18 protein-coding genes are annotated in these 24,452 nt (G+C 62.8%); 2 read left to right on the top strand and 16 right to left on the bottom strand.

Translation table 11 applies throughout. The annotated features are described in order from the left end of the window. Positions 1-9: 9 nt before the first annotated feature. Positions 10-2,412, bottom strand: coding sequence for a TonB-dependent siderophore receptor (locus R5N89_RS08460; protein ID WP_110567567.1), 2,403 nt, complete (start codon positions 2,410-2,412; stop codon positions 10-12). A 737-nt stretch (positions 2,413-3,149) separates the two neighbouring features. Between R5N89_RS08460 and R5N89_RS08455 the strand changes: the two genes are divergently transcribed. Further along, a complete protein-coding gene (locus R5N89_RS08455) occupies positions 3,150-3,662 on the top strand; it encodes a hypothetical protein (RefSeq protein ID WP_208624638.1) in 513 nt (170 codons plus the stop codon). A gap of 34 nt (positions 3,663-3,696) precedes the next feature. Here the strand turns inward: R5N89_RS08455 and R5N89_RS08450 are convergent, their stop codons facing one another. The 7 genes from R5N89_RS08450 to R5N89_RS08420 form a co-directional block, all read right to left on the bottom strand. Continuing rightward, complete coding sequence (locus tag R5N89_RS08450; RefSeq protein ID WP_110567571.1) at positions 3,697-3,972, bottom strand: hypothetical protein; 276 nt, start codon at positions 3,970-3,972, stop codon at positions 3,697-3,699. Beyond that, positions 3,969-5,423 (bottom strand): PepSY domain-containing protein, encoded by a 1,455-nt coding sequence (locus R5N89_RS08445; RefSeq protein WP_110567573.1) that lies wholly within the window; start codon positions 5,421-5,423, stop codon positions 3,969-3,971. The genes R5N89_RS08450 and R5N89_RS08445 overlap by 4 nt, the downstream gene beginning before the upstream one ends. Continuing rightward, positions 5,423-5,707 (bottom strand): hypothetical protein, encoded by a 285-nt coding sequence (locus tag R5N89_RS08440; RefSeq protein WP_244192073.1) that lies wholly within the window; start codon positions 5,705-5,707, stop codon positions 5,423-5,425. Before R5N89_RS08440 ends, R5N89_RS08445 begins: the two co-directional genes overlap by 1 nt. A 452-nt stretch (positions 5,708-6,159) precedes the next feature. Continuing rightward, on the bottom strand, positions 6,160-6,303 hold the full coding sequence (locus R5N89_RS08435; RefSeq protein WP_110567574.1) for a DUF2474 domain-containing protein: 144 nt from the start codon (positions 6,301-6,303) through the stop codon (positions 6,160-6,162). A 10-nt stretch (positions 6,304-6,313) separates the two neighbouring features. Further along, positions 6,314-7,339, bottom strand: coding sequence for a cytochrome d ubiquinol oxidase subunit II (cydB, locus tag R5N89_RS08430; RefSeq protein WP_110567576.1), 1,026 nt, complete (start codon positions 7,337-7,339; stop codon positions 6,314-6,316). Between the two features lie 32 nt (positions 7,340-7,371). Further along, complete coding sequence (locus tag R5N89_RS08425) at positions 7,372-8,814, bottom strand: cytochrome ubiquinol oxidase subunit I (RefSeq protein ID WP_110567578.1); 1,443 nt, start codon at positions 8,812-8,814, stop codon at positions 7,372-7,374. Positions 8,815-9,204: 390 nt separating this feature from the next. After that, complete coding sequence (locus tag R5N89_RS08420; protein ID WP_110567580.1) at positions 9,205-9,786, bottom strand: TetR/AcrR family transcriptional regulator; 582 nt, start codon at positions 9,784-9,786, stop codon at positions 9,205-9,207. 121 nt (positions 9,787-9,907) lie between these two features. Between R5N89_RS08420 and R5N89_RS08415 the strand changes: the two genes are divergently transcribed. Next, a complete protein-coding gene (locus R5N89_RS08415) occupies positions 9,908-10,888 on the top strand; it encodes an SDR family NAD(P)-dependent oxidoreductase (protein ID WP_110567582.1) in 981 nt (326 codons plus the stop codon). Between the two features lie 264 nt (positions 10,889-11,152). Here R5N89_RS08415 and R5N89_RS08410 read toward each other — a convergent pair whose 3' ends face one another. From R5N89_RS08410 to R5N89_RS08375, 8 genes are all read right to left on the bottom strand, one after another. Beyond that, a complete protein-coding gene (locus R5N89_RS08410; protein ID WP_110567584.1) occupies positions 11,153-12,295 on the bottom strand; it encodes a type I restriction endonuclease in 1,143 nt (380 codons plus the stop codon). A gap of 274 nt (positions 12,296-12,569) precedes the next feature. Continuing rightward, entirely contained in the window at positions 12,570-13,340 is a 771-nt protein-coding gene (locus R5N89_RS08405; protein WP_110567586.1) for a hypothetical protein, read from the bottom strand. 15 nt (positions 13,341-13,355) lie between these two features. Beyond that, complete coding sequence (locus R5N89_RS08400) at positions 13,356-13,988, bottom strand: type 1 glutamine amidotransferase domain-containing protein (protein ID WP_110567588.1); 633 nt, start codon at positions 13,986-13,988, stop codon at positions 13,356-13,358. A gap of 231 nt (positions 13,989-14,219) precedes the next feature. After that, the gene (locus tag R5N89_RS08395) at positions 14,220-14,384 is read right to left on the bottom strand and encodes a hypothetical protein (protein ID WP_167400825.1); all 165 of its coding nucleotides are present in this window, start codon (positions 14,382-14,384) and stop codon (positions 14,220-14,222) included. Between the two features lie 2 nt (positions 14,385-14,386). Beyond that, on the bottom strand, positions 14,387-14,533 hold the full coding sequence (locus R5N89_RS08390) for a hypothetical protein (RefSeq protein ID WP_354680674.1): 147 nt from the start codon (positions 14,531-14,533) through the stop codon (positions 14,387-14,389). A gap of 53 nt (positions 14,534-14,586) precedes the next feature. Beyond that, positions 14,587-14,952, bottom strand: coding sequence for a hypothetical protein (locus R5N89_RS08385; RefSeq protein ID WP_244192074.1), 366 nt, complete (start codon positions 14,950-14,952; stop codon positions 14,587-14,589). Positions 14,953-15,102: 150 nt separating this feature from the next. Beyond that, positions 15,103-15,357, bottom strand: a complete 255-nt coding sequence (locus R5N89_RS08380) for a hypothetical protein (protein WP_110567591.1) — start codon at positions 15,355-15,357, stop codon at positions 15,103-15,105. Positions 15,358-15,512: 155 nt separating this feature from the next. Beyond that, the gene (locus R5N89_RS08375; RefSeq protein WP_354680673.1) at positions 15,513-24,116 is read right to left on the bottom strand and encodes a GH36-type glycosyl hydrolase domain-containing protein; all 8,604 of its coding nucleotides are present in this window, start codon (positions 24,114-24,116) and stop codon (positions 15,513-15,515) included. Positions 24,117-24,452: the final 336 nt, after the last annotated feature.

Raw genomic sequence — 24,452 nt, 5'->3', positions numbered from 1 at the left:
GCGGGCCGGTCAGAACGTGTATCCAAGGCGGGCATAGTAATAGCCGCCTTCATACCCGCCGGGCGCGGTCATGGGGTAGGCGAACACGCCACTGCTTTCCTTGAGCGCCTGCCTGTTGGTGCGGGTCGGATATTTGTTGAACAGGTTGTTGGCCCCCAGCGTGATGACAAAACCATGGCCCACCCGCGCCGAGGCTTCAAGGTTTGTTATCATCTGCGGGCGCACATGGGTCCAGTAGGCGCCCGGATCGCTCTGGTAGACAAGCCACGCCACCCCGGCATAGCGCTGTTCCTGCACGAAGACGCTGTAGCGGCCCTTGCTCCAGTTAAGCGAGAAGGATTCCTTGTTCTTGGGCGAGGAGCGCAGCAGTTCCGTCTCGGCCGCCTTGGAGAAGTAGGTCTGCCCCAGCGAGGTCAGGATGGAGGGGGTGGAAGCGTAACGGGTCAGCTCGGTATCGGCCGCATTGGCCTGCACGGAGCCGATCAGCACGCCATAGGCGGGCTTGATGGGGAATTTGTAGCTGATCTTGGCCGTAAAGCCGTTGGTTGTGGTGTTGCCCACATTGGTCATGTAGCTGGCATAGGTGATGTTGTCGCCAACGCCATGAGCCGCGAGGTAACTGGCCATGACCGGGCCGGAAAAGGCGCTGGTGCTCTCGATGCGGTCATTGATGTCGATACGGTAGCCATCAAGCGAAAGCTGCAGGTCGCGCACGGGCTTCCAGTCCAGCCCGATGCTGTAGCTGCGCGAGTATTCGCCCTTGGGGTTATGCGCGCCGAGCAGGCGTGCGACTTCATTGACCTGGGAAAGGTTGACGGTGGTATAGCCCGGGCCGGACGTTGTGGCATCGTAATGGATCGCGCCCAGCGTGGGCGGCCGGTAGCCGGTATTGACGTTGGCGTGGATCGAGAAGTTCTTGGTAAAGTTGTAGCGCGTGCCGATCGAGCCGGTTGGCGCGGTGGTGGTGTCGGAATAGTTCACCACATGGCCGCCGATCGTCCATTCCCACTTGCGGGTGACGAAAATGTCCAGCCCCACGTGGCCATCGAAGATATCACGCGACCAGTTGCCCGCGTTGCTGGGCTGAAAGCCGTTATAGCCGGTGGCGCCGGGCGAGTTGCTGCCGGTATATTCCGGCCCCGTGGCCCAGGACTGATAGTCGCCCGCGCCGATCTGGTAGGTATCGTGCCGGTATTCCAGCCCCCAGTCGAGCACGGCGGGCTTGGGCAGCGCCCGGCTCGTGAAGCGCTTGGAAAACTTGGCGCCACCAATCAGCTCGGCATTGACGATCTTGCCCTGGTTGAAGCTGGTCTGGCTCAGCGCGCCAAAGGTGGGGTTGTTGTCGTCATACACGCCTTCATTGACCTGTTCGCGCCCGAACGAGGCATAGGTGTTCCACGCAACGCCTGCGGGCATGGTGCCGCGCAGGCCGCCATTGACCTGAAAATCCATTTCATCGAACGTTTCGATCGGCTCGAACCCGTTGGGGTGGAGCGAGGGCACGTTGTTGATGTTCGTCGGCCCGCGGATGAAGCCGATGCGGTCGGTGCTGCGATGGGCGAGGGTGGCGGTGCCATAGGCCTCGACCGAGCGGCTGATGGGCATGTGCGCGTTGAAGCTGAACAGTTCGGACAGCGAACGGCTGATGCCTTCAATGCGGTTTACATCGCCTAGCGTGGGGTGGATGCCATCGCGGTGGGTGGGCAGCTGGTTCTGCACCTGCCATGCCAGGTCCATGCCGCCACCCTTGCTGCCGAGCTGGCGCTCAAGGTCGCCATAGGCGGTAATGCCCTGGCCATCGCCCCTGTAGTAGCCGCTGTTCTGGATGTTGGCGGTGCCACCATTGCGGTTGCCCGCCTTGAGCACGATGTTGATCGCGCCGCCAATGGCGTCCTGCCCGTACAGCGCGGTGGCGCCTTCGGTCACGATTTCCACATGGTCGATCGCGCTGAGCGGGATCAGGCTCAGGTCAGCCGGTTCCGTGCCCTGGGCCGGGCCATAGTTCCAGTTGCCGATGGCGCTGGCATGGCGGCGCACGCCATTGACGAGCACGAGCGTTTCATCCGCGTTGAGGTTACGCAGGATGACGGTCTGGGTGGGGGTGGTGGAATAACCGCCGCCGCCGCCGCCCGGAGGGGCGTTGATTTCGGGCGAGGACTGCTGGAGTGCCGCGATCACGTTTGTCTGCCCGGTCTTGAGCAGGTCGGCCCCCGTTACAATCGCAACACGCGTGGTGCTGTGGCGCGGCGTGGATGTGCGGAAGGCGGGCGAGACATCGCCCACGTCCTTGGTGGTGGTGATACGTTCGACCACCGGGTCGGCCCAGGCGGCGACAGGAGAGCAGGACACGGATACCACACCGGTCAGAAGGACAATTTTCGAGAGCCGTGCCGGCTTGTGGAGCGTGTTCATCCTGCGTCTTTCCTAGACTGAAGCCCGGTTGCGGGGCTGGTGCAGAGTCCTGTTTCCTGTCGTGCTATATTAATTCCACAACATGTATGTGTGTATAATTCGCCAAAAATAACCCGGTCAACGGGTAAATATGGTTTTACCGTGTTATTACGTTATTTATGATGCCCGGTGTGCATAATAGCCACACTCACCCCTGCAACCATGCCACCCCTGCGCCCGCGCCATATGACTGGCACACACAAGTCTGGCAGCCGTAAACAGGGGAAGGCTGACCTGCCGGGCCGGAATAGTCCAGGCCATAAGAGGTATTGTAAAAGTGCATGATGGCTGTGTGGCCGGATGGCTACCTTCACTGCCTTAGGCTGCATCCTTCTTAACGAACAAATGATAATTGCGTTCATTTGTTCCGTTTTTGAATCATTTTTTCATGGATCTCGCCAGCATGGGCAGGCGGATCAAATAATTTTACTATTGAAAACGTTAATTATGTCGCAGGTCCGGCAGCGAGGTGCGCACCCACCGGGTACGATGCCCCAAAGGTGCAGTTCCACCCCGCCTTTGTGTTCAGGGGGGAGTGTGCAAGGGTTACGCGTGGCAGATGATCGTAAGACGGAGCGGATCATGCATGGGCCGCATGCCTGCACCTGGCCTCTGGCGGGCTAATGATACATTACTGTGACAATCCGCCATTGTTTTGTCGTGCCGGGCCAGCACGATGGCAACATAAGGAGTAAGGTATGATGACGCGTACAAAATCATGGACCGTGGCCTTTGTTGCGATGGCGCTTGCGCTGGCGCCCGTAGCAGGCCCATCCATCGCACATGCCCAGCATGGCCCCGGTGGCCCCGGTGGCCCCGGCGGTGGCGGATTTGGCGGTGGGCCGGGCGGCCACGGCGGCGGTCCGGGTTTTGGTGGTCCCGGTGGCGGTGGTTTTCACGGTGGCCCAGGCGGTGGCGGATTTGGCGGTGGGCCGGGCGGCCATGGCGGTGGTCCGGGTTTTGGTGGTCCCGGTGGCGGTGGTTTTCACGGTGGCCCGCATGGCGGTCCGGGTGGTCCGGGCGGTCCGGGCGGTGGCCCACGTGGTGGTGGCTGGGATCGCGGCGGCTGGGGGGGCGGTTGGGATCGTGGCCCCGGCTGGTACGGACCGCCGCCCTACCCGTATGATGGATATGGGTACGGGTATGGTTATCCCGGCTATTACTATCCTTATGGTGGTTATGTCGGCGGGTGGGGTTGGGGCGGCTGGTAAAACCGGCTGAAGCTTCAACCCGAACATCTGCTGTTTACAGGCGGTCAGCCTGCCTGCCTTTCAGGGCAAGAAGGCTGGCCGCCAGAAGACCACCAAGCGACAGGGCGGCGCACCATGAAAGCAGCCCCACGACAAAACCCTGCACGCCCACGGCCAGCCCCAGCGCAAGAAGGGGCAGCAGCAGCCGCATCATGCGGGCGCGGCGCTGGCCGGTGGGGTGAAACGCGGGCAGCCCGTAGCGCGTGGGCCACAGGGCGGCATGGCACATAAAGGCTGCCACCCACAGCGCGAGAAGGAACAGGCAGGTCATGCGCCCTGCTGCCCAAGCCTGTAGCGGGCGTAAAGCGCCACGGTTGCGGCAGCAACCCCCATGCCATCCACCGCCATGTGCAGCCCCGGCAGCGCACGGAACGCGGCAGGGCAGCAGAGCAGGTCCAGCACTGGCAGGCTCGCACCAAGCAGCCCGACCAAGCCAAGCTGCGCCCGCCATGCCCGGTGTGCCTGCCCGCGCAGGGCCTGAAAGAGCGCATGCACCGCACACAGCGCCCATACCGTAAAGAAAATGCCGGTTTCCCAGTCTTCACGCCCGGTCAGGGTGGCGGGAACGAGCCGATTGCCCTCTAAAAAACCCAGCATGGCGGCGGGTAGCCCTGCCATGACGGTTACGTTCAGCCCATCGGCCAGCCGGTGTGCGCCTCTATGGCCCGCATGGCGGCGGCGCTTCATTACAAACAGGACCAGCCCGCTGGCCATGACGGCAGTGCCGCACAGGCCGGATATAAAATACAGCCACCGCAAACCCGGTGGGGCAAAGCGCGCATAATGCAACCCGTGCATGAGTTGCATGGTGCGGGCGATGGGGCTGGCAGTCGTGCTGACCGGGAGGGGGTGGCCCTCGGGCAGGCTGAAATCGGCATGGTCGCGGGTCAGGAACGCGCTGCTGGCATCGCCTGCAAAGATGGATACGCGCTGAGGGGCAAAAAGGATGAAACCCGGCTCCTGCCCCGGCAGGCTGGCGCGCGCCCGGGCCAGCAGGGGTGCCAGCGGCAACCGCGTCATGTCCGGCACTGGGGCAGGGAGTGGTGCATTCGCCTGCACCGGCGGCGCGGGGCGTGGTGCTGCGGGCACGATCATGTCTGCCTTAACCAGCACGCCCGTATAGGCCATCATGACCATGAAGGGCAGGAACAGCACACCCGCCAGCAGATGCGCATCAAGCCAGGCCCGCAGCCGGGCCGCGGACAGGCGCAGCAGGATGATATCGGGCACCAGCGCGTGAATATGAATGACAACACCGGACACAATGGCAACCAGAAGGACCATTCCAACAATATTGACAATAACCGTGCCCACTCGTGCGCCAAGAAACAGGGTATGGTGAAAATTGTAGAACAGCCCACCCCCTGCCGTTATCCGCGCCGGTATGACCGCGCCTGTGGCCGGGTCGAGCCGCGCGCCAACAAATTCATGGCCATTGTAATGCAGCACATCCAGCGTGGGCGAGCGGGCCGAGGGCAGGGCGATAAAGGCTGATACGCCACGGGCCTGCTCGGCCGCGATCAGGTGTGCTGCCGCATCAAGCGCCAGGGCGGTGGGGGGCACAGGGGTGGCCAGTTGCACTTCTGGCTGCATCCAGCGCGTGATTTCCATATTGAACATCGCCACGCTGCCGGTGGCGAAGATGCAGGCCAGCACCAGCCCGGCCCCATAGCCAAGCCAGCCATGCAGCCAGCCCAGGCGGGTACGCAGGGTTTCGCGCATCAGGTTGCAAACAGCTTCAGGCCCGCGGCAAGGCAGCCACAGGCCCCTACCATCAGCAACCCCGCGTGCCGTCGCCATGCGCCAAAGCCCACCACCACCATGACCGGCAGGCCAAAAAGCGCGATCATCTGACCCAGATGGATGCGGTCGGGTCCGGCAGTACCTGCGGCAATACCCGCCACCAGCAGGCGGGCAACCCCATAGGCCAGCAGGCAGGCGAGCACGGCGCAGGCGATCCTGTTGCGGTTAAGCCGTGCGGTGCGCGCGAGCCGGTCCGGTGCCACGGGGGGTCTTGCGCGAGGGGCAGGTTCATTAATGCGACGCATTTGCATTATATGCCTATGCCACACAATGCCTGCATTGCGAACCCCCGGAACGATACCATTTCACGCCAGGATGCCGCTCCTGGGCCGCACGTCAGTGAAAGGGCAGTCCCTCTTCTTCCAGAAAGATACAGAACGGCTTCGACAAGCAGACGGCGGTGCAGGGGGCTGGCCACGCAGCATCAACTGACGACACGCTCTCAAAAACAAAAGGCGGCCGTGCAGGTGGCATGGAAGGCGGAAACATGGGCGGAGGCGGTTTTGCCGATAACGACCCGGACACCTCCTCATGGTCATCATGCGTGACTTTTATCTGTCAGTTCCCAGATAAGTGGCCATTCGCGATATAGCGCAAGACATGGCATGTTCCGCATGAAGGGAATGACGGACCAATGAGGCCATGCCCCATCCTTTCAACGCGGGATCATCGCGTGCAGCCCCTCGGCCACCAGCATGACAACAGCCGTGCTGGCAGCCCAGATCAGGGCGAACCACCCCAGCCTGCCAAGCGGGCCGGGCGTGGTCAGCTTTTTTGCGGGTGAGGGGAAATCGCGCATGGGGCCTGCCTCAGTGATAGCTGTCGGCTGCCGTGACCTTGCCACGGAACACCCGGTAGGAATAAACCGTGTAGGCAAGGATGACAGGCAGCAGGATGGCCGTTCCCACCAGTTCAAACGCCTGGCTGGAGGGGGGAGAGGATACATCCCACAATGTCAGCCCCGGCGGCACGGCATGGGGCCATACCGTAATGCCCAGCCCGGAAAATGACAGGAAGAACAGCCCCAGCGTGCACAGGAATGGCGTGATGTGGTGCCTGTTGCGCAATCCCCACATGAAAATGACTGTCAGCACGCCAACCAGAATGGGCACCGGCGCCACGATCATGATATTGGGCCACGCAATCCAGCGCCGCAGGTAAGGGGCGTGCAACTGCGTGGTCCATATGCTTACGGCCACGATGCAGGCCAGTAGCGTCAGCGCAAGCGGCAATGCCCACACGCGGCAATGCTGCTGCAATGCGCCTTCCGTGCGCCAGATCAGCCAGCATGCCCCAAGCAGCGCATAACCCAGCACCACGGATACGCCGCACAGCACGCTGAACGGGGTCAGCCAGTCTATCGGGCCACCGGAAAAAGAGCCCTCGGTGGTGGATACGCCCTGTATCACGCCCCCCACGATCGCCCCCTGGCAGAACGCGACAATGACCGAACCCGCCATGAACCCGAAGTCCCAGAAGGTTGAACGGCTGCCCGCGCCGATACGGGTCAGGACACGGAATTCAAACGCGACCCCCCTGAAGATAAGGGCCAGCAGCATGGTCACGACCGGCAGGTAAAGGGCAGGCAGCAAGGTGGAATAGGCCCCCGGAAAGACGCCGTACAGCACCGCGCCGCCAAAAACCATCCACGTCTCGTTGCCATCCCATACCGGGGCAATGGTGTTGACCATGATGTCACGGCTGTCGCGCCTGCGTTCAAAGGCAAACAGGATGCCGATGCCAAGGTCGAACCCGTCGAGCACGATATAGATCATGATCGCGGCGGCCAGGATCACGCCCCAGATTACAGGTAGCCAGTATGCAGCGCCGTCCATGCTCCATCTCCTGATAGCGGTTTACGGGGTTGTCAGGCCGGGCCGGAACCATGCGGCGTATCGTGGCCCGGTAGCTCATGCGGGTGGGAGCGCGCACCGAGCACGGAGGTTGAATTGTCTGTCGAGGGGCCCTGCTCGCCGGTCTGCGGTGCATGGCGCAGCATGCGCACAAGCAGGATCAGCCCGGAGCCGAATACAAAGAAATACACTACCACAAATGCCGTCATCGTCAGGGCCATGCTGGGCAGCATGATGGGGGAGACACTGTTTTCGGTGCGCAGCAGGCCATAGACGGTCCATGGCTGCCGCCCGACCTCGGTCGTAACCCAGCCGCACAGCAGCGCCACAAACCCTACCGGCGCCATGACAACAGCCGCACGGTGCAGGCCCGCACTGTCATAGATCTGCCCCCGCCGCCGCAAAATGAGCGACCACAGCCCCATGCCGATCATGGCCATGCCAAGCGCCACCATGATGCGGAAGGTAAAGAAGATGACATAGGAAGGCGGACGGTCCTGAGCTGGAAAATCCTTCATGCCCGGCACCTTGCCATCAAGGCTGTGGGTCAGGATGAGGGAGCCGAGCAGGGGAATGCCCACGGCATAATCCGTATGTTCCGTCTTCATGTTGGGAATGCCGAACAGCAGTTCGGGCGCATGGTCTTCCGATGTCCAGTCCCCCTCCATCGCGGCGATTTTGGCGGGTTGGTGCTCAAGGGTGTTCAGGCCATGCATGTCGCCTGCAACAAGTTGCAGGGGGGCTACGATGGTCGCCATCCACATCGCCATGGAAAACATGACCCGCACCGGCTCGCTTGCCCGCTCGCCCCGCCTGCGGGCGGCAAGCATATGCCCCGCAGCCGTTGCCCCCACCACAAAAGCCACGGACAGGAAGGCCGCAAGCCCCATGTGCAGCAGCCGGAAAGGGAAGGAGGGGTTGAAGATGATGGCAAGCCAGTCCGCCGGCAGGAAGCGGCCCGTGCCCGGCTCGATCATATAGCCGCGCGGGGTCTGCATCCATGAATTGGAGGCGAGGATCCATGTCATGGAAATGAGCGTGCCGAGCGAGACAAGGCACGTTGCCGCAAAATGCAGCCCGCGCCCCACCTTGTTCATGCCAAACAGCATGACACCCAGAAAACCGGCCTCGAGGAAAAAGGCCGTCATCACCTCATATGACAGGAGCACGCCGGTAATTGGCCCCGCCTTGCGTGAAAAGACCGACCAGTTCGTGCCGAATTCATACGACATGACCAGCCCGGATACGACGCCCATGGCAAAGACGATGGAAAAGACCTTGAGCCAGTATTGATAGAGATCGAGATAGACCTGCCTGCCGGTTTTCAGCCACGTGCCTTCCAGCACGGCCAGATAGGCGGCAAGCCCGATGGAAAAAGCGGGAAAAACGATATGAAACCCTACCGTGAAGGCAAACTGAAATCTGGCCAGCAGGAGGGCTGTCGCGGTGGACACCATCGTTCCATCCCTTTTCTTGAACTGTCGGTAATAATGGGGCAGGGGCCATGACCGGGCCGCGTGCAGTGCACTTGCTCGGATGAAAAGCCACGAAAGAGGAAATTGGTTGCGTTCTTTCTGCCCGTGCATGCGGCTACCTGCCATGCAGTGACGCAAGGGACACGGAGCGGCGGGGCCGCCCGCCTGACCATTAACCGTTCATGACGCTGTTCAGGCGCGTGAAAGGAACAGCAATAAACGTTACCCCGCCCCTTGATGCACCAGTGGGCGCGAAGCCCTTCCCGGTCGGGATCGCCAGACGTTACTGCCTGGAAGGGATCTGTCGCCCTATCTGTTCTTGCACGAACAGGCCCGATAGAGCGGCCAGACCAGCTTTTGCATAGCGTAATATTACGATGCCAACGCCCGTGATCCGGCGATGAGAATATCGACAAGGCGCTTCGCACTGGTTTCCCATCCGGGGCCAGCCGCATAGTTCGAAACACCCGCCAGGGCACGGAGCAGGTCAACCGGCTCGATATCTGCGCTGATGTCGCCACTGGCAACGGCTGCCGCCACAAGCCCCTCGATCGCACTTTGCAGAACCGTGCCGGACTGGGCATAGAGCGCGCCCGTGCCGCCTGCCAGGCCGTTGAGGGCGGGGGCGATCACCAGCTTGGCGGCAATGTAGTCAACAAACAGCCGCATCCATGCCCGCAGGGCCTCGACGGGCGGGTGCTGCGCGGCCAGAACCGGTGCGGCATCGGCAAGGCGGTCGAGTTCAGCGCGATAGACAGCCTCGATCAGCGCATCACGATTGGGAAAATGGCGGTAAAGCGTGCCGATGCCCACGCCTGCACGACGGGCGATCTCGTCCAGAGGAATATCGACTTCCCCCGCCGTGAAGGCAGCCTTGGCCACTTTCAGCAGGTTTTCCCTGTTGCGCTGTCCGTCGCTGCGCGGGCGGCGGCGTGGCTTTTTTTCGTCGGTCACCAGTTTTCCTCTTGTTAAGCGGAGACATCCTCCGCATATATCAAGCGGAGCTACACTCCACATAACATCCCACATGCTGCTTCGGCAAAAAACGGATGCATCCTTTCAAGGAGTTTTACCCATGACGCAGACTTTTGGCGCAAGCTCGACGACGGACGATGTCCTCTCCGGCGTGTCCCTGAAGGGAAAACGTGTTCTTGTTACCGGCGTTTCTGCCGGTCTGGGGGTTGAAACCGCGCGTGCCCTTGCCGCACACGGCGCCCACGTGGTGGGGGCCGCACGCAACCTGATAAAAGCAGAACAGGCCACCACGCAGGTCCGTGCCGATGCGGAGCGTGGGGGAGGAGGTTTTGAACTGATCGCCCTTGACCTTGCGGACCTGAGCAGTGTCCGCGCCTGCGCCGATCAGTTGAGCGCAACCGGCCTGCCCTTCGATCTGGTCATCGCCAATGCGGGCGTGATGGCGACGCCGTTTGGCCATACGAAGGACGGGTTCGAGACGCAGTTCGGCACCAATCATCTGGGGCACTTTGTTCTCGTCAACCGGATCGCGGGGCTGATGCGCACCGGTGCGCGGCTGGTCAATGTGTCCTCAGCCGGGCATCGCTTTGCGGATGTTGACCTGAAAGACCCGAATTTCGAGTATACGCCGTACGATCCGTTCATCGCCTATGGGCGCTCAAAAACGGCCAATATCCTGTTTGCCGTTGCGTTTGATGCACGGCACCGCGCACGCGGCGTGCGCGCCGCAGCAGTGCACCCCGGTGGAATCCTGACAGAACTGACACGTTACATGCCAGCAGGCGGCGTGGAGGAAATGGTGGCGCGGATCAATGAACAGGCTGCGGCGGAAGGAAAACCGCCGTTCCAGTTCAAGACCATCCCACAGGGCGCGGCCACATCGGTCTGGGCTGGCGTGGTGGCGGAGGCTGAGGCGGTTGGTGGCCATTACTGTGAAGACTGCCACATAAGCCCGGTCGTGCCCACTGACCAGCCGATCAGCCTGGTCAGTGCGGGCGTGCGGGCCTACGCGGTCGATCCCGTGCATGCCGAGGCGCTATGGGCAAAAAGCGAGGAAATGGTCGGGGAAAAATTCTCCTGAGGCATCCGTTCCCCTGTTTCTGGCATGACGGGCACGCCTGATACCCATGACATGCGTCTTACCGATGTTGACCATCTGCCTCGCAGCAACCGTCATGGTCCGGTGATGCATCATGGGCCAAATCAGAAAAGACAGACTGCATCACGCTTATTACAAGAAGCTATGCAGTCTGTTCTGTCATTCAAGGTTTGACAGGCCTGGTGTCAAGTAAGAACGCCGTCATGCTGGATGATTCGGTGGGTTGGGAAACAACCGTTGTTTTTATCAGTTCTCTCCTTTGGCGCGCTTTCCTTTGATACCCATGGCTTCAACACGGGCTTTGAATACCTTTAGAAGCTGTTCGTCCAGACCGCCGAGTTCATCAGAACCAAACTCACCGCCGAATTCTTCGCCGAAATCAAATGTATATTTTGTTCCCTTGTTTTCATAAAAATCGAAAAGACGACCAGCACGTTCTTTGCGATAAAAAACAACGAATTTCCCTTTATAATTTTTGTATTCCACTCCCGGGATTGCATCGAAAAGATCATCGTTGTCAGCTAAAAAGGCTAAACGGCGCTTGGCATACTCATATACATGGAATTCGGTATCAGTGATGACCAGGCCGTCATTCGGTTTTGCGTCAGCATCCCCTTTGGATGGGTCAGGAACCAGAACAGGCTTGTCCGTTTCTTTATCTTTTACTGGCAGGTCCAATCGCTGAAGAATGCGTAGATTCACAAATTCAGCAAATGCATTCTTGGTTAATTCCGTATATTCGACAACTGCCTTGGCCCGGACATGTTTAAGTCCAATATTTTGCAAAAGAAGGCGGACGAAAGCCTCGCTAGGGGTAACTGCCAGTTCTTCAATCTGTTGAACTAGATTTTGAAAGACCAGTTTGCGCTTGGCTTCAGCGCCAATATTTTCTGGGTCAAAGTTTGATTTCTGTAGGCTTTTCAGCCCATCAACAACCGAATCCTCGATTTTGCCTTTGGCAATTTCACGTAGATCGAATGAAAGGAAAGCATTTGGATCCATCATGTTAGGTTCGTCTGAGTCGGCATAGAACTCATAAACCAGACCATCGGTAATGACGCCCATTTTTACGGTATGGGCCGCATTGAAATATGATTTCAGTTGTCCCCGGTCATCTTTTAGCGGTGCGCCAAGTGCCTTGCATTCGATTGCAATGACAGGATGACCTTCACGAAGGACTGCATAATCAACCCTGTTCTTATATTTTTCTGAAAAGTCTGCATGGTGCTCCGGGCAGACTTCATCCGGGTTCATTATATCATATCCCAGGAACTGCAAAAAAGGCAGCACGAGAAACATTTTGGTTGCTTCTTCATTGCTGCAACGTGGTGCAAGACCGACCATACGTTCTGAAAATACTTTAAACTTTTGCCGAAAATCGTCTGACATATCTGTCTCGCTTGAAAATTTTCCAAAAGTTACGGATTAAGGCGTTTTTATGGAAATCTTTTCAGGAAATTACAGATATTCATTTTCCAAATATAATAATATTTGCAGTTTTATTTCATTTAATATGTAAATAATATATATTAAATTAAAATTTTTAAAAATTTAAATTATAATAATTATTCTATATTTTGCTTAAAGCATAAATATAGTCAGCTGATTAGATACCAGCTGACTATATTGCAATGTATAATAATAGATAAGGTTGGGAAAAATTTTACACCGGCTGGCCCGCAGGGGGCGTGAGGCGGCCGGGATTGGCTTTCCAGTCGCGCAGGGCTTCCTCGCAATAGGGGAGCACCTCGAACAGGGCCATCGCCCCGAGTGCGCCCAGAGCATAGCGCAGGCCTAGCGGCACGCGCTTGAGGCGGATGGGGTGCGAGCGGATCACCTTGCGCCCCATCAGCGCCTGAAGCTGTGGCCAGTGCAGCACGGCCACCAGTGCAACGGCCAGCAGCGGCACCATTTCCAGAAAGCTGTGCACATGCTGCTCCACCGGCTGCACCTCGCGCCGGGTTACGGCATAGCTGACATCCCACATCGCCGTGGCTTCATGCACGAAAAACGAGGCGATCATGAGCGACAGCACGGGCGCGTCAATTTCCAGGAACAGGCCCGCCAGAACGGGGAAGGCGGCCTCGCCAAGCATGAGCAGATGGATGCCGGTTTCTTTCAGTCCCGTCGTATGCTCGATATCCGTGCGGCGATGGCACCACCAGTCGGTCAGGCCCGCCGTCAGCCATAGCGGAATGACAAAATACTGGATCATCTTGCGCGCGACCTGGCGTGTCGTGTCGGTCTCTGCAGGTTCGCGCTCATGCGGGCCGGGGTGGGCTGCGGGAGGGGATGCGTGCGCCGTGGCCACGGGGGCATCGGTTGCAACCTTGCGCCCGCGCCACCAGGCCACAAAACCGGCCCCCAGCGTGGCGGCGCCCGCGCATAGCATGGTCGTGGCGTAATAGCGCAGGAAAGTCGGGTTCTTCGTCATCTTGCCCGCCTCCCTTTACTGCGCTGCGCGGTGGGGGGCTTTGGCAAACAGGGTGATGATGGCCGGACAGAATGCCTTGAGGTCATGCGGGTTGCGTGACGTGACCAGCATGCCATCGCTCACCACTTCGCGGTCCACCCAGTGCGCGCCTGCATTGGTCAGGTCCACGCGCAGCGAGGGCCATGAGGTGAGCGTGTGCCCGCGCACGCCCTCGGCGTTGATCAGCGTCCATGCGCCGTGGCAGATGGCGGCAATGGGCTTGCCCGTCTGCACGAACGCCCGCACGAAGCTGACGGCCTGCGGGTCCATGCGCAGGTGATCGGGGCTGGTCGTGCCGCCGGGCAGCACAAGGCCATCAAATTCATCCGCGCGGGCCTCGTTCACCGGCATGTCCACATGCAGCCGCCGGGTGGGGTTTACATCAGCTTTCATGGCCTGAATTTCACCGGCTTCGGGGGCGACAAGCACCGTATGGGCACCCGCCGCGCGCAGGGCCGCCGCCGGTTCGCTCAGTTCCACATCCTCCACGCCATTGGTGGCCAGGAAGGCAATGGTGCGCCCGGCCAGCGTGCCGTGGGCAGCAGGGGCCTGCGGGCCGGGATTGCGTGTGGATGAGGCTGACATCGCGCCGGATGCATGGATGGCCATGGCTGTTCTCCGTCTGCTGTAAAATAGAGTATTGCTGCGGGCTGGTGCATGCACTGGCATGAGCCGCGCCCGCAAAAGGGCGGGATGGTGGCGCGTTCCCGCCCCGAAAGGGACCGGCAGGCGGAGGGCCAGCCTGCCGCCAAAAGTTTTTGGGGAAGCTTTTTTCAAAAAGCTCCGAAAACAGGTAGCGCCCTTTTAACGGGCGCCCTCATCGTGAATGAGGGTGACAGCTCACTTTGTATTGTGCGGCTGTGAGCGCGGGCCGGTGGTGCGTCCCTGCGATGGTGGGTCGCTGGCGGGGAAGCTCTCGTCAAGCGCTTCGTCGCGGCCCTCGTCTTCATGCGTCTCGGCGGGAGTGGGCTGCTTTTCTTCCTTGGGGTCGGGACTGTTATGCATGATCACGCGTCCTTGTTCTGGAGTGGGGGTGGTGGGGGCGGCGGGTCATCAAACGGGTCGGGGCCATCTGGTCCTGCCGGCGGCGGGTCACGCAATGGCGGAGGTGGGGCTGGCGGGGGCATGGGGGGCTGGCCACAGGGAAGGTACATGCCTGTTCTCACATAAGGCACGGAGCGGCGCAGGCTCCGTGCGGCTGCGTGGCTTACTGTTCGCTGCTATCGGCGGGGGAAGGTGTCTTGTTGCCGCCGCGGCTGCTGCGCCCCTCCGAGCCAGGGTGGGTATGGCTGTGGCCATACGGGGTGGCGCTGCCAGAGGAATCATTGTTGTTCGGCGGCTGGGTTCCAGGCTGTTCGCCCACGGTGCGCGGGTTGTTCCACAGCTTGTCCGACGGTTCGACGCGCTGGCCGTTTGTGGAGGTGGCCGAAGGCGGATTGCGCCCCACCTGCGAGGCCGCCGAATTGGCCGTGGGCGCAGGCTCGTTAGGCTGGGCGGATGACTGGGCCACAGCCAGGGCGGGAACACTTGCCACGACGGCTGCAAGCAGGGTGGAATGCAGAATCTTTTTCATGGTTGTGTCTTCTTTCATTTGGGGGGATGACCCACGCATTGAAGGCATCACGTCAGGAAAAGGTTGCGTCATGCGCCTGCCTGTCGTGTGAATACTTTTGCGCGGTCTGAATATGGGCGCGAATACCGAGCTTCATGCCCGGTCGCGCCATCAGGGTTTTTTGGTAGGTGTCGCGCCGGGCTGGCCTTCGGGGCGGGCGTGTTCATCGCAGCCTTCCGCACAGTTCTGCTGCGGGCCTTTGTGGCTGGTGGCCTCGACCCGTTCATCATTGTCAAGGCTGGATTCCGGCTCGTCCTCGCCCTTGCGGGGCTTGCCGTGCCCTTCAGCCTTCGGGGCGGCATGGCCTTCATCCACGGGGGCTGAAGGCGTGCCGCCACGCGCGTGCTGGTGCGTAAGATAAGACATGATCCCTGTCCTTTATGGAAAAGGCAGCAGTAAAAACCGCGTCTTGTCCTGCTGTCAGTCAGTCAACGGCATACGGGCGGGATGGTTCGGGCCTTTTGCATGGGTGGTGGTAAATTAATAAGTGATGAAACTGCGCCTCAAACCAGATCCATCCGTCACGTAACGGCCTGCGGTGGCGGCCCGAGGGTCACGGTCACGATATGGGTTGCGCCGTCATCCACCATCCCGATCGCATCGGTGGCGGGCAGGGCCGCGCCATCGAGCACGACATGGCGTACGCCCGCGCTCATATGCTCTGGGTTGCTAACCGTTATGGCATAGGTGGCGGTGCGCCAGCGCAGCCGCGCCGTGAATTCGGGCCATCCGGGCGGAATGCACGGGTCAACGATCAGCGTCGTACCCTGCACGCGCAGGCCGAGCAGGGTTTCCACGCCTACGCGCTGCATCCATCCGGCTGATCCGGTGTACCACGACCAGCCGCCCCGCCCCACATGCGGCGGGCGGGAATAGATGTCGGCTGCGACAACATAGGGTTCCAGTCGGTACCGCCCGGCAGCCTCGGCGGTCAGGCTGTGGTTGATGGGGTTGATGATGTGCAGCAGGGCATGTGCCTGCGCGCCATCGCCCAGGGCTGCGAAGGCCATGACGGTCCACAGGGCGGCATGGGTGTACTGGCCGCCATTTTCGCGTATGCCGGGCGGGTAGCCACGAATATAGCCCGGATCAGGGCCGATGGTATCAAAAGGCGGGGCGAGCACCAGCACCAGTCCTTCATCGGCGCGTACCAGCCGCGCGCGCACCGAGCGCATGGCATGGGCCACCCGGTCGGGCGCGCCCACGCCAGACAGCACCGACCATGACTGGGATATGGCATCGATCTGGCATTCCGCGCTGGTATGCGAGCCCAGTGGCGTGCCGTCATCAAAATAGGCGCGCAGGTACCAGTCGCCATCCCACGTGGCCTCGAGTGCCGTGGCAAGGGTTTGCATATGTGCCTCCCACGCCTGCGCGCGCGCGTTTTCACCCCGTGCGCGCGCCAGCGGAATGAAGGTGGCCAGCGTCGCGTGCAGGAACCAGCCCAGCCACACGCTCTCGCCCCTGCCGTGCTCGCCCACGCGGTTCATGCCATCGTTCCAGTCACCCGTGCCCATCAGCGGCAGGCCATGGGCACCCGTGGCCAGCGCATGATCGAGCGCGCGGGCGCAGTGCTCGAACAGGCTGCCTGTCTGCGATGAGACTGCCGGGATCATGAAGCGGTCATGTTCCTCCAGCGGCAGGGGCGGCGCCTCGAGGAAGGGGATGATTTCGTCAAGCACACCACTGTCGCCCGCCGTGCTGACATAATGCGCCACCGTATAGGCAAGCCAGGCCCGGTCATCGGAGATATGGGTGCGCACGCCGGCGCCGGTCTGTGGCAGCCACCAGTGCTGCACGTCGCCCTCCACAAACTGGCGGCTGGCCGCGCGCAGCAGGTGGGCGCGCACGGCTGCGGGGCGGCATAGCGCCAGCGCCATGCCATCTTGCAACTGGTCGCGAAAGCCATAGGCCCCGCTGGCCTGGTAGAAGCCCGCCCGCGCCCAGACCCGGCTGGCCAGCGTCTGGTACAGCAGCCAGCCATTGAGCATGATGTCGAGCGAGCGGTCTGGCGTGCTGACCTGTATGGAGCCGGTCACCTGCTCCCACTGGCTGGTTGCGGCTTCGAGCACGCGGTCAAGGTCAGCTGTGCGGTAGTGGGTGATGAGGCGGCGGGCATCGGCCTCGTTTTCGCCTTCACCGAGCAGGAAAACGATCTCGACACGGCCGCCCGGCGGCACGGTGGCCATGGTCTGCACCACGCCGCACGGGTCAAGCCCCGCGCCGGTGCGGCCCTGCACGTTATTTGGGCGGGTGAAGGCGGCCGGGTTTTCCACCGTGCCGTTGCGCCCGATGAAGGCGGTGCGGTCACCGGAACTGGCACTCAGGTAGCCGCCCATATCGGCAAACGCGACCCGCCCGGCATAGTCCGCCTGCCAGCGGTTACGCGCGAACAGGGCGCCGGTCTCGTCGTCGCGTTCGGTCAGGATGAAGGGGGCGGCCTTGCTGCGCGCGGGGCCAAGCACCCATTCCACATAGGCCGTGACTGACAGGGTGCGCGGCTGGGCCGAAAGGTTGCGCAACTGGATGCGCGTGATCTTGACCGCATCAGTGGGTGGCACGTATTGCAAAAGCGTGCTGGCAATGCCATGGGCCACGCGGTCCTGCCGCGTGTAGCCGCGCCCGTGGCGGGTGACGTAGGTTGCCGCCGCGTCGCGCCGTGTCGCGGCACCCGGGCACCACAGCGTGCCGCTGTTCTCGTCACGCAGGTAGATGATCTCGCCTGCGTGGTCGCTGACCGGGTCGTTCGACCATGGCGTGAGCTGATGCTCGCGGCTGTTGCCCGACCAGGTATGGCCGCTGCCTTCCGCCGTGACCTGAAAGCCAAATGTCTCGTTGGTGATGATGTTGACCCACGGCGCGGGCGTGGTCTGGCCGGGGCCGAGCACGATCACGTATTCGCGCCCGTTCTCGGCAAAGCCGCCATGGCCGTTGAAGAATTCAAGTTCCGGCACCGGCGGCGCGCCAAAGGCCGTGGCGGGCTGGCGCGGCACGGGGAGCACGGGCGGCACGGGGCGTGCCAGCGGGGCTTCGGCCCGGTCAAGCTGTTCGGCCAGCCCCTGGCCTGCCACCAGCACCACGCGCGCAATCGACAGGATCAGATCCAGCACCACGGGTGTTACGAGATCGGCGCGCAGCACGCGCACCGAACCTGCCGTGCTGGCCGTGCGCGGCGTGGCATGCACCAGCTGGTCAAGCGCCACCTGCAGATCCTGCATGTAGGAGGACGGATGTTCGTTGAGGATGACAAGATCCGCCGCCACCTGCTTGAGGCGCAGATATTCCTGCGCCACGAGCACAAGACGCACCAGAGCCGTGTCATCCGCCGCCTTTATGCGCAGCACGAGCAGCGGCAGGTCGCCTGAAATGCCCTGCGCCCAGAGCAGCGGCTGCGGCCCGGCGCCACGGGCAATGGTCATGGCATCGGCACGCAGGGCCGGGCCTGCGTAAAGGATATGGGCGGCAAGGCGCTGGAACAGGTCCGCCGTGGCGGGGCTGATGTCGAGATGGCGCAACTGCACCTGCGCCTGCGTCCAGGCCAGCGTGCGCACGCGCTCGACCGCCGTGGCGTCCTGATGGGTGTCGATCATGTCCAGCAGGGCGGCGCGGGTGGGGGCGGCCATGGTCCATAACGTGATGCGCGCCATGGCGCCGGGGCGGATGGAAAGCGTGGTGCGGATGGCGAAGGCCGGGTCGAGCACCGTGCCGGTGGCGCCCGACAGGCGCGCGCGCGGGTGCAGGGCCGCGGGGTCATGCACGTCATGGCGGCGGCCGATAAAGCGGGCGCGGTCGGTTTCCACCTCGATCGCGCTGTCACACACCGCCATATGCGCCACCCATATCCCCGCGTCATCAGGCGCGCGCCTGCGGCGGGTGGCGATCAGCGCGCGGGCTTCAGGCAGGTATTCGGTCTGCACGAACAGCTTGGTGAAGGCCGGATGCGCCAGATCGGCATCCTGGCCCAGCAGGGACAGTTCGCTGTAGCTGGTGACTTCAAGCTCTATCGCCTCGCTGCCTGCGTTGTAGAGCGAAAGCTGGCGGGCCTCGGCATCATCCTCGGCGGAGACGAATATTTCCAGCGTCGTGGTCAGGTTGCCGTCACGGCGGGCGAACTCGGCGCGGTCTTCATGAAAGGCCACGCCATATTCATCCGGCCGCGCGGCACAGGGCTGTGCGGTGGCGGACCACACTCGGCCCGTGCCCCGGTCGCGCAGGTAAATGTACTGGCCGTATTCATCACACGTCATGTCCTCGCGCCAGCGCGTGATGGCGTGGCCGAGCCAGCGGCTGTAGCCTGACCCTGCCGCCGTAAGCATGACTGTGTACCGCCCGTTGGAAAGCAGATGGGTTACCGGCTGCACCGTGTCGGCCCGGTCAAGGTAACGGCCTGCGGGCGTGGTGACGGGCGGGGCCGGGGCCTTGCTGTCATCTTCAAGCGGCAGGGGGCGGGCCACCGCCCCCCTGCGCGGCGCGCGTTCGTGCAACAGCAGTTCGGCCGAGGCCATGAGCGGATCATCATGAAAGCGCGTGCGCATGATGCCCCCCATGAGCGTATCGGCCACTGCAAGGATCGACATGCCCTGATGGTGCGCCATATAGGCCCGTATGATCGCGACAGGGCTGCGGTCAGGCACGCGGCCGGGCGTGTAATCGAGTGATTCATAAAAGCCGTACCGGCCCAGCGCCCCGGTTTTTTCCAGCACGTACAGATTGGCCACCGCCTTTTGCGGGTCAACCATGGCGGCAAGCGCCGTGGCGTAGGGGGCCACGACCCGGTCCAGCCCCAGCCCGCGCTTGAGCCCCAGCCCCGGCACGCCGAAGTTGGAATACTGGTAGGTATATTCCAGGTCGCGCACGTTATAGGCGGATTCCGATATGCCCCACGGCAGGCCACGGGCCTGCCCGTAGGCGATCTGGCGCTGCACGATCAGCGTATTGGTCTGCTCGAGCAGGCTGCCCATGGGCGCGCGCATGACCAGCGAGGGCATGAGATATTCAAACATCGACCCCGACCACGACACCAGCGCCGCCCCGTTGCCCACCGGGGTGATGGAGCGGCCAAGGCGGAACCAGTCCTGGGCGGGCATGTCGCCCTTGGCGATGGCGAAAAACACCGCCAGCCGCGCCTCCGAGGCCAGCAGGTCGTAGCAGTTCGTATCCTGCGTGTCCTCCGCCACGAGGTAGCCGATCGAGAGCAGCTTGCGCGCCGGGTCGCACAGGAATTTGAAATCCATCTCCTGCGCCATGTGCCGCGCCGCCTGCGCGAGGGCGACAAGGCGCGGGGCAAGGGTTGCGTGCAGGTCTTGGTCAAGGTCGCGCTGGTGGCTCTCGAGCGCGCGCAGGGGGGCCGCAATCCAGAATAGCAGGTCGGTTGCGATGTCGGGCGCGGTGTCGGGCAGGTTGCTGTACAGCACGGCGGCATGATCGACCGCCGCCGCCGCCTGGCGGCGCAGGCGGCCAAGTTCGACTGCCGACCGGGCGGCAGTGTCGGACAGGACCGCGTTTTTCAGCCCCGTGAGCAGGCGCAGCAATTGCCGCTCGGGCGCGGTATGATTGCGCCGCGCGCCATTGCTGAAGGTGAGGTCGGCCATGGCGATGTTGAGCGCATCGGTCATGCCCGCGCGCCACGGGTCGGTCTCCGGCCCGCGTTCAGCCCAGCGCTGGCACGCGCTGGCCAGCGCAATGAGGTGACCGGCCATGTTGCCGCTATCCACGCTCGAGACATAGGCAGGATCGAGCGGGCGCAGGTCGTCGGTTGCATACCAGTTGTAAAAATGCCCCCGGTAGCGCGGCATGCGCGCCAGGGTGGCGAAGGTCGCCTCCAGCCGGGCCACGGTATCAGCCAGTCCGGCCCAGCCAAAATCACGCGCGCTGATGGTGCACAGAAGATAGAGGCCGATATTGGTGGGCGAGGTGCGCCGCGCCAGCAGGGGCGCAGGGTCTTCTTGAAAATTGTCGGGCGGCAGCATGTTGTCGGCGGGGGTGACATAGGTCTCGAAAAAGCGCCATGTGCGCCGCGCCGTCATGCGCAGGGCGCGGATATCGGTGCGCGAGGGGCGCGAGCGCGCGGCAATGACCGGCGTGCGGCTGGCCCACATGGCAATGGCGGGCGAAAGCCCCCACAGCACCGCCACCGGCACGCACACGAACAGGTTCCACGGCGCCCACAGGCTGACGCCACACGTCATGCTCCCCGCCAGCACCGGGCCGGACAGCATATGCCCGTAATACCCCGCAAGACCGGCGCGCGTGCGGTCGGTCAGCTGGTCGGCCGGCACCCATTGCAGCATGTGCCGCCTTGTGATGAACACGCGCACCAGCGTGCGCCCGATCGCATCGGCCATGAGGAAGGCCTGATGCGACAGGAAGGTGACGTTGAGGAAGGTCATTACGCCGGCCTCGGCGCTGGCGGCACCGAGCACGCTGAAATAACTGCGCAGCGTGATCCATTCCCGCCGGGGCACGAGATCGGCCAGCACGGGCAGGAAGGCGGGCAGGGCAAGGGCCGCCAGCATGAAGGCGGTCCAGACAAGGGCCACGTGAAAAGGCAGGAACCACGCCCCCACCAGCGCGGCGAGGGCCAGCGGCGTGCTGAGCGTGCGGCGCAGGTTGTCAAGCATCTTCCACCGCGCGATGCCTGAAACGTGGCTGCGTGGCGAATGGCCCGCGCCCGACAGCACCCATGGCAGCAACTGCCAGTCGCCCCGCGTCCAGCGATGCAGGCGCTGGGCGGCGACAAGGTAGTCGGTGGGGAAATCCTCCACCACCTCAATGTCCGATACCAGCCCCGCGCGGGCGAAAATGCCCTCGAACAGGTCGTGGCTGAGCAGCGTGGAGTCCGGCACGCGCCGTGCAAGGGCGGCCTCGAAGGCGTCGATGTCATATATGCCCTTGCCTGCATATGACCCCTCGCCAAACATGTCCTGGTACAGGTCGGACACGGCGGCGGAATAGGCGTCTATGCCGCTCGCGCTGGCATAGATGCGCTGGAACAGCGTGCTGTGATGGCCAACGGGCAGGGCGGGCGTGACCCGTGGCTGGAGGATGGCGTAGCCTTCATGCACCCGGCCCGATACGGGATCGAAACGCGGGGCATTGAGCGGATGGGCGATCTTGCCGATCAGGCGGCGCACGGTTTCAAGTGGCAGGCGCGTATCGGCATCAAGCGTGATGATGTATTTTATGGCCTGTGGCAGGGGGCTTGCGGGCGGCATGAAGGTGGTGTCGGCCGCGCCGCGCAGCAGGCGGTTGAGTTCGTGCAGCTTGCCGCGCTTGCGCTCCCAGCCCATCCAGGCCTGCTCGCTTTCCACCCATATCCGCCTGCGGTGCAGTACGAAAAAGCGCGTGCCACCGGCGGCGGGGCCATATTTGTGGTTGAGTGCTGCCACCCCCGCCAGCGCTGTCGCCAGCAGGGGCTGGTCATCGGGCGCATCCGGGGTGGGGCTGTCGGGCCAGTCGCTCAGGAGGGCGAAGTGCACCATGTCATCACGCGCGGCAAGGTAATGCACCTCGATGCGCGCCAGCAGGGTGGCGACGGTGGCGGGCGTGGTGAGCAGGGCAGGCACCACCACCATGCTGCGGTGCGTGGGGGGAATCCCCTCCCTGAACTCAAGCCCCGGCAGGGATGTCGCCTGTATGACCTCAAGCGCCAGGCGGTTCACGCACGCCACCGCCGCCTCGGATGCGGGCACGAAGGCAAGGGCTGCCAGCAGCCATGAAGCGCCCCCCATGGCGGCATCGCACAACCATAGCGGCACGGCGAGGAACAGCAGCGTCAGCGCGGTGACGACAGCACTGTAAGCCTTGATGCCGCGTGCGCAGAACGCCCGCACCAGCGCAAGCCGTGCGGTGGGGCGGAAACCGATGGCATGCTCCAGCCGCGTCCGTCCGGCCATGAGCAGGTAATAGCCGGGGTCGGCGCGGCGGGGGTCGTCAGGCGTGGTGGTCTGTGCCTGTCGGGCCAGGGCCACCGCGTGTTCGGCTATGGCAATTTCGCTCAGACCGCTGCCGCGCGCCAGTTCCTCTATGGCCTTGCGATACAGGTCGCGGCTGGCAAAATCGGCTCTGGTGAAGCTGTCATAGGCCCCGAACACCCGGTTGACGAGGCAGACCCGCTCGAAGGCCTCGGTCCAGTCAAACCCCGCGATCAGGCGCAGGCTGGTAATGATGTTGCGGATGGTGGCGTTGAACGCGCCCTGTTCAAGCAGGTCGTCGCGCACCGCGTTGTCCATGGTGGTGCCCCGGTCGGCCAGGCGTTGGGCCAGCCAGATCAGGGCGGGGTCTTTTTCCGGGTCCAGCCCGCGCGAGCGGTGGGCAAGCTGGGCGGTAAAGGCATGGGTGAGCGTGTGTGGCGCCACCGAGGCGAGCAGGGCTGACAGGGCGGCGGGCGTGTCCTGCCGGCAGGCCGCAAGCCGGTCGGCCAGGGCATCGGCTTCGCGCCTGCTGGCATTGTTGGCCATGATGGCGCCCGTGACCCGGCGCAGGTTCTCGATCAGCACGATGCGCAGCGTGATGGATACGGCCCAGAGTTCGCCAATGTTCAGGGGCGTCACGCTCTGGTAGGCCAGCAGATAGGCGTAGAGCATGGCGGGCTGGATATTGCTGTCGGTATGCGCCACGAGCGCCCATGTTACGCCAAACACGCGCGGCAGGCCCGCAAACGGGCCGCCTGCCAGCTTGGGTAGGCGCGCGTAGTAGCCCGGTGGCAGATCAAGGTCCGTCTCGCGGATCTGCATGTCGATGAGGGCATAGTTATCGGCCAGCCACTGGGCGGCGGGGGTCAGTTGCCTGCCCGCCTGTATGGCCTCGGCAATGCGGACATCGGCCGCGCGCAGGAAGGCGCTGTTCTGCGCCAGCCTGCGTGACAGGGGCTGCCCGTATCCGCGCGGGTCAGGGGTTATGGCCTGGGCGGCAGCCAGGCTTCTGGCATGGGCTTCGAGCCGTTCGGGGCCAAAAATCTCGCTTCTGATCGGGGTGGCATCTTCCTGCCATGCCGGTTGGGTGGTCCATCGGGGCAGGCGCGCCAGCCAGGAGCGCAACGCACCACCGGGTTGAGAGGGGCGTGTGGTGGCGTTCATGTCATGCTCCAGCCGGGTGGGTGCGGCCATGCGCACCCGTGTTTTCATTTGCGGAAAAGGCTTTTCCTTGGCTGTTGCGCCGGGTTGGCGAGACGGTGCGACAGGCAGGGCCTGGCTTGCGCCGGCGGGGGCGTATCGGGCCGGGTGGCCGGCGGCGTGAGAGATGGTTTTTTTACCGCGGCCCCGGTGTTGTCTGGGCCTTGCGCCGGGCGGGTGCGGGATGCATCCATCGGCTGTCCTCCTTTGTCTGGAGCGGGTGGGCACATGTAAAGAGGGTGGTATGTATGGTGCAGGAGCACGGGGCGGAAAGGCGGCCTGCATGACATGAACGGGCGGCATGCGACGCCGTTTCATGGCGGTGTCGGTATTTTATTGAATTCATGC

The sequence above is a fragment of the Komagataeibacter sucrofermentans DSM 15973 genome (assembly GCF_040581405.1).
GTDB classification, from domain to species: domain Bacteria; phylum Pseudomonadota; class Alphaproteobacteria; order Acetobacterales; family Acetobacteraceae; genus Komagataeibacter; species Komagataeibacter sucrofermentans.
The sequence above is the reverse complement of the archived record's forward strand: the minus strand, read 5'-3'. Positions and strand labels throughout refer to the sequence as shown.